General features: G+C 72.3%; 10 protein-coding genes. 4 read left to right on the plus strand and 6 right to left on the minus strand.

From position 1 onward, the window contains the following. Nucleotides 1-2: 2 nt before the first annotated feature. From N8N77_RS04655 to N8N77_RS04665, 3 genes are all read right to left on the minus strand, one after another. Nucleotides 3-323: a thiamine-binding protein gene (locus N8N77_RS04655; RefSeq protein WP_261165022.1), complete on the minus strand. Its 321-nt coding sequence runs from the start codon at nt 321-323 to the stop codon at nt 3-5. Between the two features lie 81 nt (nt 324-404). After that, nucleotides 405-1,673 (minus strand): hypothetical protein, encoded by a 1,269-nt coding sequence (locus N8N77_RS04660; RefSeq protein WP_261165023.1) that lies wholly within the window; start codon nt 1,671-1,673, stop codon nt 405-407. Continuing rightward, nucleotides 1,663-2,583, minus strand: a complete 921-nt coding sequence (locus N8N77_RS04665; protein WP_261165024.1) for an ADP/ATP-dependent (S)-NAD(P)H-hydrate dehydratase — start codon at nt 2,581-2,583, stop codon at nt 1,663-1,665. The genes N8N77_RS04660 and N8N77_RS04665 overlap by 11 nt, the downstream gene beginning before the upstream one ends. Before the next feature lie 60 nt (nt 2,584-2,643). On the opposite strand from N8N77_RS04665, the gene N8N77_RS04670 reads away from it, so the two are divergent. Continuing rightward, on the plus strand, nt 2,644-3,744 hold the full coding sequence (locus N8N77_RS04670) for an NADH:flavin oxidoreductase/NADH oxidase (protein WP_261165025.1): 1,101 nt from the start codon (nt 2,644-2,646) through the stop codon (nt 3,742-3,744). Between the two features lie 26 nt (nt 3,745-3,770). Here the strand turns inward: N8N77_RS04670 and N8N77_RS04675 are convergent, their stop codons facing one another. Further along, complete coding sequence (locus N8N77_RS04675; RefSeq protein WP_261165026.1) at nt 3,771-4,832, minus strand: hemolysin family protein; 1,062 nt, start codon at nt 4,830-4,832, stop codon at nt 3,771-3,773. Next, nucleotides 4,829-6,160, minus strand: a complete 1,332-nt coding sequence (locus N8N77_RS04680) for a hemolysin family protein (protein WP_261165027.1) — start codon at nt 6,158-6,160, stop codon at nt 4,829-4,831. The genes N8N77_RS04675 and N8N77_RS04680 overlap by 4 nt, the downstream gene beginning before the upstream one ends. Nucleotides 6,161-6,409: 249 nt before the next feature. Between N8N77_RS04680 and N8N77_RS04685 the strand changes: the two genes are divergently transcribed. Further along, on the plus strand, nt 6,410-10,105 hold the full coding sequence (locus N8N77_RS04685; protein WP_261165028.1) for a multifunctional oxoglutarate decarboxylase/oxoglutarate dehydrogenase thiamine pyrophosphate-binding subunit/dihydrolipoyllysine-residue succinyltransferase subunit: 3,696 nt from the start codon (nt 6,410-6,412) through the stop codon (nt 10,103-10,105). Nucleotides 10,106-10,160: 55 nt separating this feature from the next. Here N8N77_RS04685 and N8N77_RS04690 read toward each other — a convergent pair whose 3' ends face one another. Beyond that, entirely contained in the window at nt 10,161-11,483 is a 1,323-nt protein-coding gene (locus tag N8N77_RS04690; RefSeq protein ID WP_261165029.1) for a GNAT family N-acetyltransferase, read from the minus strand. A gap of 65 nt (nt 11,484-11,548) precedes the next feature. Here N8N77_RS04690 and N8N77_RS04695 point away from each other — a divergent pair, with 65 nt between their 5' ends. Then, nucleotides 11,549-12,466 carry a DUF808 domain-containing protein gene (locus N8N77_RS04695; RefSeq protein ID WP_261165030.1) on the plus strand — a complete coding sequence of 306 codons (918 nt, stop codon included), beginning with the start codon at nt 11,549-11,551 and terminating at the stop codon, nt 12,464-12,466. Between the two features lie 27 nt (nt 12,467-12,493). Next, nucleotides 12,494-13,858, plus strand: a complete 1,365-nt coding sequence (locus N8N77_RS04700; protein WP_261165031.1) for a multidrug effflux MFS transporter — start codon at nt 12,494-12,496, stop codon at nt 13,856-13,858. The last annotated feature ends 66 nt before the right edge of the window (nt 13,859-13,924 follow it).

Genomic DNA, 13,924 nt, shown 5'->3' on the forward strand with positions numbered 1-13,924 from the left:
GCTCACTCCTGGCCGAGGGCGCGCTCGAGGCGCTCGATCTTGCCGTCGATCTCGCTCGTGCGACCCGGGCGGATGTCGGCCTTGAGGACGAGCGACACGCGGGACCCGAACGGCATGACGGCCTCGGTGGCTCGGCGCACGACGTCCATCACCTCGTCCCACTCCCCCTCCACCTCGGTGAACATCGAGGTGGTGCGGTGCGGCAGGCCCGATTCGCGCACGACGCGGACGGCGGCGGCGACGGCGTCGTGCACGGAGCCGTCCGGGTTCGCGGGGGCGCCGGCGGGCGCGCCGCTCGGGGCGACGGAGAACGCGATGAGCATGCTCCGAGGCTATGGCTCGGACGGCGCGCGATCCAGCCCGGGCGTGACAGCCCTCCCCGCGCGGCGCGCCGGCCGGCGCGCTCAGGCCCGCTCGGCGCGGGTGTCGGAGGCGGCGAGCGCGCGCGCGTGTGCCGACGGGACCCGCACGAGACGCACGACGCTCCACGCCAGCAGTGCCACGAGGGCGAGGTTGCGCGCCGTCAACAGGGCCGCGCCGAGCGGCTCGGCACGCAGGAGCGACCAGTACGCGATCGGGTAGACGAGCTGGGTCAGACCCGCGCACACCAGCGCGAGGCCCGCCAGCGGCCACGCGCGTCGCCGGTCCCACACGAGCCACAGCACGAGCGGCGCGATGAGCCACGCGTGGAACTGCGGGGAGCCCACGCGGTTGGCGACGATGAGGGCGAGCACGAGGGCGAGCGCGGCCGGCGGCAGCACCCGGGAGACCGCGGCGCCGCGCGAGGTCTTCGCGGCCGCGAGGGCGGCGATCGCGATGGCGGCGAGCGCGAGGGCCGGGGTCGTCGCCGCGGCGACCACGTCGGCGCCCGGGCCCGCCACCTGGAAGGTGAGAATCGCCCGGTCGTAGAAGAGGAACCAGCCCTCCCGGCCGGCCACGGCACCCCACACGAACGGCGTGGCGGCCGGCGCCTCGATCTGCAGGCCGCGCCCCTGCTGCGTCGCGACGAAGCCCAGCAGGTGCGGCAGCCCCCCGGCGAGGGCCACGACCCCGATCACCACGGCGCTGAGCACGGCCGCCCCGACCGCGAGGCCGGTGGCGCGGGCACGAGCCGGGCCCCAGAGCGCGGCGACGGACACGGCCAGCAGCGCCGCCGGCCACACCTTGATCCAGGTCGCGGCCGCCAGAAGCGCGCCGGCGACCGCGGGCCGGCCGGCGAGCCACAGCACCCCGGCCACCCCGAGCGGCGCGGTGACGGCGTCGAGCCGGTACATGCCGACGGGACCGAGCGCCAGGGCGAACGCCAGCCAGAACCACGCGGCCGCCACGCGCCCGCGCGAGCGGCCGCCGCCCACGAGCAGCGCGAACGCGAGCGCATCGCATGCCGTGACGAGAAGGGCCCATCCCACCTCGTAGGGGCCGAGGAAACCCAGCGCCTGGGTGGCCAGCATCGGCGCAAGCGCGAGGATGGGGTACACCCACGGCTCCGTGACGCCCACGATCCGGTCGCCCTGGAGCGCCGCTTCCGACCACGGCTCGTAGACGAGGTGGACATCGCCCATCGGCTGATTGGGCAGCAACCAGCCGAGCACGGCGACGACGGCGTGCACCGTGACGAACGCCGCCCACAGCGCTGCGCGCCTGGGGCGGGCGGCGGCGAGGTCAGAGCGCACGGAGCGCCGCCGCGAAGGCGTCGGGCAGGTGGTGCGCCACGTCCAGCGCCGTGACGGGCCGTCCGGGCGCGGCGGCGTCTGCGCCCGCGGCGAGGCGGCCGGCCATGCCGTGCAGCCAGGCGGCGGTCGCCGCGAGCGGGCCCAGGTCCTCGGCGTCGAGGGCGCCCTCCGTCGCCTGCCAGGCGCCCGCGATCACCGCGCCGATCGCGCCGGCGAGCACGTCGCCCGTGCCGGCGGTCGCGAGCCACGGCGTCCCCGCCCGCACCACGGTCCACCATCCGCCCGGTGTCGCGACGATCGTCTCGGCGCCCTTCAGCAGCACGGCGCCGCCCAGAGCCACCGCCGTCTCGCGCACCGCGAGCAGCCTCTCCGCGAATCCCGCGCGCAGGCGTCGTGGCAGCGGGTCGCCGTCGAGATCGTCGATGCCGAGCCCGAGCGGGATCCGCACCTCGCCCAGCTCGCGCTCGTGGGGCGTGACGACGACGGGGCCGCGCAGGTCGGTGACGAGGTCGAGGCCGCCGGCGTCGACGACGGTCGGCGCCTCGGAGCGCAGCAGCGCGCGAAAGCGGGCGGTCACCTCGTCCTCGCGGTCGCGGGCCGAGACGCCCGATCCGATGACGGCGGCGTCGAAACGCTCCCCCGTGTTGACGACGGTCTCAGGCCGACGCTGCAGCACGAGGCGCGCGACATCGGCGTCGCCGCGCCAACGCACCATCCCGGCTCCCGCGCGCCACGCACCCTCCACCGTGAGCGCCGCCGCGCCCGGATACGCGGGCGAGCCGGTCTCGAGCAGCACCACGCCGCGGGAATACTTGTGGTCGGCGGCGGTTGGCACCCGCAGGTGCGCCGCGGCGTCGGCCGCCGTCCACTCGAAGGTCTCATCGCTCGGCCTGGCGTATCCCCCTGGCATGCCGCCAGATTACGTCGTGCCGCCCGGAGGACACCCGCCTCCCCCATCGGAAGGATCCCCATGTCCCTGCTGTTCGCGCCGATCACGCTTCGCGACGTCGAGTTCCGCAACCGCCTCTGGGTTGCCCCCATGTGCATGTACAGCGCCGAGGACGGCGTGGTGAACGACTGGCACCACGTGCACCTTGCCCAGTTCGCCTCGGGCGGGGCGGGCCTCGTGATTGCCGAGGCGACGGCCGTGGTGCCCGAGGGGCGCATCTCGCCGCGCGACGCCGGCATCTGGAACGACGCCCAGCGCGACGCGTGGCGTCCCGTCGTCGAGGCCATCCACGCGCGCGGGGCCAAGGCGGCGGTGCAGCTCGCGCACGCGGGGCGCAAGGGATCGACGTGGTGGCCGTTCGCCGCGGAGAGCGGCGGCACGCAGCACCGCGGTTCCGTGCCGCTGGATCGCGGCGGCTGGATCGCCGAGGCTCCCTCGGCGATCGCGTACGAGGGCTACGCCCTGCCCGAGGCGATGTCGGCGGAGCGGATCACGCAGATCGTGGCGGCCTTCGCCGCGGCCGCGCGCCGCGCCATGGAGGCCGGCTTCGACGCCGTCGAGGTGCACGCCGCACACGGCTACCTGCTGCACGAGTTCCTCTCGCCCCTGTCGAACGGGCGGGAGGACGCGCACGGCGGATCGCTCGAGAACCGGGCGCGTCTCGTCCTCGACGTCGTGCGCGCGGTGCGGGCCGAGGTGGGTGACGGGGTGCCGGTGCTCGTGCGCTTCTCGGCCGAGGATTCCGCGCCCGGCGGCCTGGTCGTCGACGACGTCGCGCAGGTGGCCCGGTGGGCCGCGGAGGCGGGCGCCGACTTCTTCGACATCTCCTCGGGCGGCCTCGTGGCGCACCAGCGCATCGATGTGCGCCCGGGCTACCAGGTGCCGTTCGCCGCGCGCGTGCGAGAGGTCACCGGCATGCCGACCGGCGCGGTGGGCATCATCACGTCGGGCGAGCAGGCGGAGAAGGTGCTGGCCGAGGGCTCGGCGGATGTCGTCTTGGCCGCGCGCGAGTGGCTGCGCGACCCCCACTTCGGCCTGCGCGCCGCCGCGGAGCTCGGCGAGCGCCCCGACGGCCTGTGGCCCGCACAGTACCTGCGCGCGTACCGGGCCCCCAAGCACTGAGTCGCGCCGGGGCGCGCCCGGCCGCGTCAGCGGCGCCGGGCGCGCTCCGTCGCGTCGTGGACCTCGCCCACCAGCTCCTCGAGGATGTCCTCGAGGAAGAGCACACCCGTCGTCTCGCCGGTGGCGTTGCGCACGCGGGCCAGGTGACGTCCCGCGCGGCGCATGATCGCCAGGGCGTCCTCGAGGTCGGTCGTCTCCTGCACCGGGACCATGTGGTGGATGCGCTTGGCCGGGATCGGGGCGTTCACCGCGCGGTCGGCGTCCTCCCCCTCCGCGGCGCGCAGGATGTCCTTGAGGTGCACGTACCCCACGGGCTCGCCGGACTCGTCGACGATCACATAGCGGGAGTAGCCGTGTTTGGCCACCGCCGCCTCGATCTCGGCGGGCGTCGTGTGCTCGGGGAGCGTGACGATCCGGTCCAGCGGCACCGCCACATCCACGGCGTCCTTGTCGGTGAACTCCACGACGGCCGCCACGGTGCCCGTGGCGTCGTCGAGCACGCCCTCGCGGCGCGACTGGCTCACGATCGTCGCCACCTCGTCCAGCGTGAAGGTGGAGTTCGCCTCGTCCTTCGGCTCCACGCGGAACAGGCGCAGCACCGCGTTGGCGACCCAGTTGAGCACGAAGATCACAGGGTGGAACACCTTCGACACCCACACGAGCGGCGTCGCGAGGACGAGCACGGCGCGGTCGGGCACCGAGAACGCGATGTTCTTGGCCACCATCTCGCCGAACACCACGTGCAGGTACGACACGAACACGAGCGCGATGACGAACGCCACCGTGTCGACCGCCGCCTCGGGCAGCTCCGTGAGACCGAGCGGCACGGCCAGGAGGTGGTGGATCGCCGGCTCGGAGACGTTCAGGATCAGCAGCGAGCAGATCGTGATGCCCAGCTGCGAGGTCGCAAGCATGAGCGTGGCGTGCTCCATGGCGTACAGGGCGGTGCGCGCCGCGCGGTTGCCCTTCTCGGCGAGCGGCTCGATCTGCGAACGGCGCGCGGAGATGACGGCGAACTCGGCGCCGACGAAGAAGGCGTTGGCCAGCAGCAGCACGACCAGCCAGACGAGTCCGATCCAGTCGCTCATCGCTCGTCACCTCCCTCGATCTCCGCGCCCTCCGGGAGCGGATCGGGCGTGAAGCGCACACGATCCACGCGGCGCCCGTCCATCCGCTCCACGGTCAACGTGCCGTCCTCGATGCGCACGCTGTCGCCCACGGCGGGCACGCGCTCGAGCACGCTCATGATGTAGCCGCCCACGGTGTCGTAGGCGTCGTCCTCCGGCACCTCGACCGCGGCACGGTCGCGCAGCTCGTCCGGACGCAGCTGGCCGGGGAAGGTGAGCGAATCGCGGTGGCGCACCACGCCGGCCAGGCGTCGGTCGTGCTCGTCCGCCACCTCGCCGACGATCTCCTCCACGAGGTCCTCGAGCGTGACGACGCCGGCGGTCCCGCCGTACTCGTCCACGACCACCGCCATCTGGTAGCCGCGCGCCCGCAGCTCGGCGATGAGCGCGTCCAGATGCACCGTCTCCGGCGTGCGCAGCGGCTCGGTCGCCAGCGCGCCCGCGGGCACCTCCGCCCGCTTGTGGCGCGGCACGCCCACGGCCGCCTTCAGGTGCACGATGCCCACGATGTCGTCGAGCGACTCGCCGAAGACGGGGAAGCGGCTGTGGCCGGTCTGCCGGGCGAGCTGGACGACATCCTCGGCGGAGTCGGACGCCGCCACGGCGTGCATGCGAGGGCGAGGGGTCATCACGTCCGACGCGCTCAGGCGGGAGAACCGCAGGCTGCGGTCGAGCAGGCTGGCGGTGTCCTTCTCGAGCACGCCGGCCGTGGCGGAGCGGCGCACGAGGCTCGACAGCTCCTCCGCCGTGCGCGCGCCCGACAGCTCCTCCTTCGGCTCGATGCCCACGCCGCGCAGCACCGCGTTGGCGCTGCCGTTGAGCAGCGCCACGCCCGGCCGGAACACGGCGGTGAAGGCCAGCTGGAACGGCGCGACCACCTTCGCGGTGGCCAGCGGCAGCGCGAGCGCGAAATTCTTCGGCACGAGCTCGCCGAGGATCATCGAGAGGATCGTCGCGATCGCCATCGCCACGACCGTCGCGATCGGCGCGCTCACCTCTCGCGGCACACCGAACGCGTCGAACAACGGCGCCATGAGGCGCGAGAACGCCGGCTCGAGCGTGTAGCCCGTCAGCAGCGTCGTGAGCGTGATGCCCAGCTGCGCGCTCGAGAGGTGCGTGGAGGTGTGCCGCAACGCGCGGATGGTCATGACGAGCTTCGGCTCACCGCGCTGCTGCCGGGCCTCGAGATCGGCCCGGTCGAGGTTCACGAGCGCGAACTCGCTGGCCACGAAGAGGCCGGTGCCCACCGTCAGGAGGAGCCCCACCCCCATCAGGATCCAGTCGGTCATGCCGGATCGCCTCCGCGTGCGAGCGCGAGGAAGGGTCGGTGGGGCCTGTGTCTACTGGGAGGGTCGTCCATCGTGCGCCCAATCATACGGGGAACGGCTGAACGGCCGCCGCGCGGGGTGCCTGTGAACCGGCCGCGCGACGGTTCGCGGGGGCCCTCGGCGGCCCCGGAGTGGACTACGCTGGGGAGCCGGGTGCGCCGGGACGGACCGCGCATCGACGGATGAGCGATGAAAGTGGGCGATCCAGCCGTGACGAACCAGACGACGGGAGTCGGTACTGGCGAGGGGGAGTTCGGAGCCAACCAGTGGCTCGTCGATGAGCTCTACCAGCAGTTCAAGTCGGACCGGAACGCGGTCGACAAGGAGTGGTGGCCGGTGCTCGAGGCCTACGCGGCCTCCGCCGCTTCCGCAGCAGGGGGCGACGCGGCCCCCGCCACCACGAAGGCGCAGGAGCCCGCCGCGCAGCCCGCGCCCTCCAACCCGCCCACGGCACCGGTGCCCGTGGTCGGCCAGCAGCCCGTCGCCCGCACGACGAGCAAGCCGGCCTCCCCTGCCCCGATCCCCGCCGAGGCGCCCGAGAAGCCGCAGACGGCGCAGACCGAGTCGGCCGAGCCGAGCGAGGACCGGGTCACCGTCCTCAAGGGCATGACCAAGACGCTCGCGAAGAACATGGACGAGTCGCTGACCGTCCCGACCGCGACGAGCGTGCGCACGGTCCCGGCGAAGCTGATGATCGACAACCGCATCGTCATGAACAACCACATGGCACGCACGCGGGGCGGCAAGGTCAGCTTCACGCACATCATCGGCTGGGCGCTGATCCAGGCCCTCAAGATCTTCCCGAGCCAGAACGTCTTCTACGCCGAGATCGACGGCAAGCCCAGCGTCGTCGCGCCCGCCCACATCAACCTGGGCATCGCGATCGACCTCCCCAAGCCCGACGGCACGCGAGCCCTCATGGTGCCGAGCATCAAGAACGCCGAGTCGCTGTCGTTCACCGAGTACCTCGCGGCGTACGAGGATCTCGTCAAGCGCGCCCGCGCCAACAAGCTCACGGCCGCCGACTTCGCCGGCACCACCGTCTCGCTCACCAACCCGGGCGGCATCGGCACGGTGCACTCGGTCCCGCGCCTCATGAAGGGCCAGGGCTGCATCATCGGCGCCGGCGCGCTGGACTACCCCGCCGAGTTCGCCGGCTCCAGCGCCAAGACGCTCAACGAGCTCGCGATCGGCAAGACGATCACGCTGACGAGCACCTACGACCACCGCGTCATCCAGGGTGCCGGCTCGGGCGAGTTCCTCAAGATCGTGCACGAGCTGCTGATCGGCAAGAACGAGTTCTACGAGGGGATCTTCGCGGCGCTGCGCATCCCGTACGCCCCGATCCGCTGGAACGCCGACGTCTCGGTGGACCTGTCGGAGCGCGTCGACAAGACCGCCCGCGTGCAGGAGCTCATCAACGCCTACCGCGTGCGCGGCCACCTCATGGCCGACACCGACCCGCTCGAGTACCGGCAGCGCGAGCACCACGATCTTGAGATCGAGTCGCACGGGCTGACGTTCTGGGATCTGGAGCGAGAGTTCGTCACCAACGGCTTCGGCGGTCGCCGCCAGGCCAAGCTGCGCGACATCCTCGGCGTGCTGCGCGACTCGTACTGCCGCACCACCGGCTACGAGTACATGCACATCTCCGACCACGAGCAGCGCGACTGGTTCCAGGACCGTATCGAGAAGCCCTATGCGAAGGCCGACCACGACGATCAGCTCCGCATCCTCCGCAAGCTGAACGAGGCCGAGGCGTTCGAGACGTTCCTGCAGACGAAGTACGTCGGGCAGAAGCGCTTCTCGCTGGAGGGCGGCGAGTCGCTCATCCCGCTGCTGGACCGCATCCTCTCGGGCGCGGCGTCGAAGCAGCTCGAGGGCGCCGCGATCGCCATGGCGCACCGCGGCCGCCTGAACGTGCTCACCAACATCGCGGGCAAGACGTACGGCCAGGTCTTCCAGGAGTTCGAGGGCGCCCTGCCGGGCAACAAGCGCGGTTCGGGTGACGTGAAGTACCACCTCGGCACCCGGGGCACGTTCGTCGGCGAGAAGGGCGAGGAACTGCCGGTCTACCTCGCCGCGAACCCGTCGCACCTCGAGACCGTGGACGGCGTGCTCGAGGGCATCGTGCGGGCCAAGCAGGACCGCTCCGCCCCCGGCACCTACAGCTGGCTCCCGATCCTCGTCCACGGTGATGCGGCGTTCGCGGGCCAGGGCGTCGTCATGGAGACGCTGCAGATGTCGCAGCTGCGCGGATACCGCACCGGCGGCACGATCCACGTCGTGGTGAACAACCAGGTGGGCTTCACGACGCTGCCGGTCGACTCGCGCTCGTCCACGTACGCGACCGACCCGGCCAAGACGATCCAGGCCCCCGTGCTGCACGTGAACGGCGACGACCCCGAGGCGGTGGTGCGCGCCGCCGAGCTGGCGTTCGAGTACCGCGAGCGGTTCCACCGCGACATCGTGATCGACCTCGTCTGCTACCGCCGTCGTGGTCACAACGAGGGCGACGACCCGTCGATGACCCAGCCGCTCATGACGAACCTCATCGAGGCCAAGCGCTCCACGCGCCGCCTGTACACCGAGGCCCTCGTCGGCCGCGGTGACATCACCGAGGAGGAGTACGAGCAGGCCAAGGCCGACTTCCAGAACCGCCTCGAGGTGGCCTTCGCCGAGACACACGCCGCCGAGACCGGGTCGAACCCGGTGGTCACGGGCAACGGCGTCGAGGAGACGGTCGGCGAGCCCGACGTGACCGGCGTGGCCGCCGCGGTCATCGAGCAGGTCGGCGACGCGCACGCGAACAAGCCGGCCGGCTTCACCGTGCACAGCAAGCTGCAGCAGCTGCTGGACAAGCGCGTGCAGATGAGCCGTGAGGGCAAGATCGACTGGGGCTTCGGCGAGCTGCTCGCCTTCGGCTCGCTGCTGCTCGAGGGCACCCCGGTGCGCCTGGCCGGCCAGGACTCCCGCCGCGGCACGTTCGCGCAGCGCCACGCGGTCTTCCACGACCGCGTCAACGGCAAGGAATGGCTGCCCCTGTCGAACCTGTCGGACAACCAGGCCCGCTTCTGGGTGTACGACTCGCTGCTGAGCGAGTACGCGGCGCTCGCCTTCGAGTACGGCTACTCGGTGGAGAACCCGAACGCCCTCGTGATGTGGGAGGCGCAGTTCGGCGACTTCGTCAACGGCGCTCAGTCGGTCATCGACGAGTTCATCTCCTCGGCGGACCAGAAGTGGGGCCAGCAGTCCAGCGTGGTGCTGGCGCTCCCCCACGGCTACGAGGGTCAGGGTCCCGACCACTCCTCGGCGCGCATCGAGCGCTTCCTGCAGCTGTGCGCACAGGACAACATGACCGTGGCGCGGCCCTCCACGCCCGCGTCGTACTTCCACCTGCTGCGCCGCCAGGCCTACGCCCGTCCGCGCAAGCCGCTGGTCGTGTTCACGCCGAAGGCCATGCTGCGTCTGCGCGGCGCCACGAGCGAGGTCGCGGACTTCACCTCGGGCCGCTTCGAGAAGGTGCTCGACGACGACCGCGGCACCGACAAGTCGGCCGTGACCAAGGTGCTGCTGCACTCGGGCAAGATCCACTGGGATCTGCGCGGCGAGCTCGACAAGAAGCCGAACCCGCAGATCGCCCTCGTCCGCGTCGAGCAGTTCTACCCGACGCCCATCGAGGAACTGACGTCGGTGCTCTCGCAGTACCCCAACGCCGAGCTGGTGTGGGTGCAGGAAGAGCCCGAGAACCAGGGCGCGTGGCCCTTCATGGCGCTCGAGGTGGCCAAGCACCTCGGCCGTGAGATCCGCGTCGTGTGCCGGTCCGCGGCGGCATCGCCCGCGACCGGCTCCAGCAAGGTCCACGCGGTGGAGCACGCCGACCTCATGGCCCGCGCGCTCGCCTGATCCGCGACACGCGAAGGCGCCCGGCGCTCCCCTGGGGAGGCCGGGCGCCTTCGCGTCAGTACCAGAGGCTGAGGTGCGGCGCCCGGTCCGCGCGCAGGGCGACGTCGAGCGCGGCGATCGCGTTCGCCTCGCCCGTGACCCGACCGGCCGCGGCGAGCGCCCTCAGGGGCACGCCGCCGACGATGACCGACGAGAGCTCCGAGACCCCCAGCTCGATGCCGGCCTCCCCCGACGCGGGCGTCACCTCGGCCACCCCGCCCGCGATCCCCAGGCGCCAGGCGCCGTCCGCGATCCCCAGGTCGTCCCGCACGCGCACCACGACGTCGGCGTCGGCCGCGTAGCCTCGAGCCGTGAGCACCCGTGCCACGTCGAGGATCCGCAGCCATCCGTGGTCGAAGACCGTGCGGGCGACCGCGCGCGGGTCGGCCACGAGCCACGGCAGGGGGTCGTCCACGGGCTGCAGATCGGCCGTCACGGTGCCGACGAGGTCGTACTCGAGCGCGAAGCGCCACAGCGCCGCCCTGACCTCGGGCGTCTCGGCCACGAGGTGATGGATCGCGAGGCTGTGCTTGGTGTGGTCGTCGCCGTCCGAGATGGTGAAGGCGAGGGCGCCTCGGACCGCTCCGGCCGCGTCGCGCGCGATGACGCCGCGCGTGCGGGTGCCGGCGTCGTTGCCCGGGTCGGTGCCGGCGATCCGCGCCCACCTCAGCGAGAAGCCCGACACGTTGCCGGCGCGGTGGCGCCGCACCCGCTCGTGGAGCTCGCCGATCGTCTCGGCCAGGCGCGCCCGCTCCACGAACTCCAGTCGCACGTCGGCGTCCGGGCCGATCCATCCCGCGCGCTTGGTCTCCACCCGCAATCGCTCGACGGGCACGGCCATGCCGAAGCCGTAGCGGCCGTAGATGGTCGACTCGGTGACCGTGAGCCCGGCGACCGCGAGGCCGGCGGCGGCCGCGGACCGCAGCTCGCCCTCGAGCATGGCCCGCGCGATCCCGCGGCGCCGGTGCGTCGCAGCGACGGTGACCCCGCTGATCGCCCACATGTCGATGTCCGGCAGCGGCGCCTCCGCCCCCGCCGGCCCCGGCAGGGTGAGTCGCGACACCCACGAGGTCACGGTTCCGACCGGCCAGGCGCCCGGAGCCGCGTCGCGCTCGTAGACGCCGATCATGCGCGCGGCGCGCTCGGCGTACGACCGCGGCGCGCTGCCCTCCCGCTCCTCGTTCGGCTCACCGTCGAGGAAGCCGCGCGAGACGGCGCGGTAGAACGGCAGGAAGTCATCCCCGTCCGCCGCCACCGCCCGGTAGTCGAGGCCGCGTCCCGCGAGCCGCTCCTGCGAGGTCTCGTCCGCGGGCACGTCCCGCGCATCGATCGAGGTCATGCCTCCCAGCGTAGGGCGGGCTGCCGACGCGCTAGATTCGTCAGGGACATCCTGGAGGAGGACGCATGTCAGTTGGTCTGCTCGCGGTCGTCGACGACATCCTCAGCGCGGCGGTGAAGGCGTCCTCGAAGGCGGCGGGCGTCGTCATCGACGACGCGGCCGTCACCCCGCAGTACGTGCACGGGCTGACGCCGGCCCGGGAACTGCCGGTCGTCGGGAAGATCGCGCTCGGCTCGATCGCGAACAAGTTCATCATCATCATCCCCGTGGCGCTCGCGCTGACCACCTGGGCGCCCTGGGTGCTTCCCTATCTGCTGATCATCGGTGGCACGTATCTGTGCTTCGAGGGCGCCGAGAAGGTCCTGGAGTGGTTCGGCCTGCACCACGCGCACGTCGACGAGGGCGCACGCGACGAGAACAAGCTCGTGTGGGGCGCCATCCGCACCGACCTCATCCTGTCGACCGAGATCATGCTCATCTCGCTGTCCAACCTCGACCCGGCCATGGGATTCTGGATGACGCTCGGCGCGCTGGCCGTGATCGCGCTGCTCATGACGGGTCTCGTGTACGGAGCGGTCGCGCTGCTGGTGAAGATCGACGACATCGGGCTGCGGATGGCCAAGGACGACACCCGCCGGGTGCGTCACCTCGGCACGCGGATCGTGCTGTCGATGCCCGCGGTCTTCCGGGTCATCAGCGTGGTCGGAACCGTCGCGATGCTGTGGGTGGGCGGCCACCTCGTGCTGGCCAACCTGGGCGCGGTGGGCCTGACGCTGACGACCGACCTGCTGCACGCCGTGGAGCACGCGCTCGAGCCCGCCGGCGGCCTCGTGGTGTGGCTGGGCGACACGCTCGTGTCGGCGATCGCCGGCCTCATCGTCGGGCTCGTGGTGGTCGGCGTCGTGCTCCTGCTCGGCAAGGCCTTCGGGCGGCGGCCCACCTTCACCGAGGGCGGCGAGACGCCCGCCGCCGCGCACCACTGATTCCCCCGCGGGTGGGAGAATCGTCAGATGCCTGACGACGCCCGCCACGAACACCGCCACACCGATTCGGGCCTCATCCCCACCTCGACGGGAATGATCCCCGTCCCGGTCGGCACCCGCTCGATCCCCGTTCAGCTGCAGGATGCGGCCGGTGAGACGGCGCACGTCCACCCGGGCGACCGGCTCTCGCCCACGCGCCGCTTCGTCTACGTGCTGCTGCTGGGCGCGCTGACGGCGCTGGGCCCGTTCACGGTCGATCTCTACCTGCCGGCGTTCCCCGTGCTGGAGCGCGACTTCTCCGCCACCGCCGCGGCGGTGCAGCTGACCCTCACGGGCACGATGCTGGGCTTCGCGCTCGGCCAGCTCGTCATCGGCCCGCTCAGCGACCGATTCGGCCGCCGGGTGCCGCTGCTCATCGCCACGGGACTGCACATCGTGGCGAGCATCGGTTCGGTGCTCGCCCCCAACCTCGAGCTGCTCGGCGTCGCGCGCGTGTTCATGGGGATCGGTGCGGCCGGCGGCAGCGTCGTGGCCATGGCGATGGTGCGCGACCTGTTCAGCGGCCGACGGCTGGTGATCATGCTGTCGCGTCTCGCGCTCGTGACGGGCGTGGCCCCGGTGGTCGCGCCGCTGATCGGCTCGATGCTGCTGGGCGTCATGCCCTGGCGCGGCATCTTCGTCGTGCTCGCCTGCTACGGGGCCGTCATGCTCGCGTGCGCGCTGTTCGCCCTGCCGGAGACCCGCCCCGCGAGCGATCGCATCACGGCCGACACGGTCTCGGTCCGCCACCGGTACCGCGTCGTCTTCAGCGACCGCGTGTACGTGGGCGTGTTGGCGATCGGCGCGCTGACGTTCGCGGGCCTGTTCTCGTACCTGTCGTCCTCGTCGTTCCTGTTCCAGCAGTCCTACGGGCTCACGGCGGTGCAGTACGGCATGGTGTTCGCGGCGAATTCCGTGGGCCTCGTGCTGGGCAACCAGATCGCGGCCCGCCTCGCGGCACGCTTCGGGCCGCAGTGGGTGCTCGCCGGCTCCACCGCCGGCATCCTGATCGCCGCGATCGCGATCCCCATCTCCTCCAGCCTCGTGCCGAACGTGTGGGGGCTGATCGTGCCGCTGTTCGTCTTCATGAGCGGCTGCGGGTTCACGTTCCCGTGTGCGCAGGTGCTGGCGCTGGACCGTCACCCGGAGGCGGCCGGGACCGCGGCGTCGGTGCTGGGCGCGTCCAACAACCTCGTCGCCGGTCTCGTCTCGCCGATCGTCGGCGTGCTGTCGTCGGCGACGGGGATCACCCCGCTCACGATGGCGTCGATCATGATCGCGTGCTCGGCGCTCGCGATCGCGTCGCTGTGGCTCGTCGTGCGGCCGCGGACGCTGGGGCTGCTGTCCGACTGAGGCCCGGGGCGCACGGCGACCGGCCCGGCCTCGGGCTGCACCGACCCCGGTGGGCACCGCGCCTCA

Source organism: Microbacterium sp. Marseille-Q6965, assembly GCF_946151065.1.
In the GTDB taxonomy this organism is placed as follows: Bacteria; Actinomycetota; Actinomycetes; order Actinomycetales; family Microbacteriaceae; genus Microbacterium.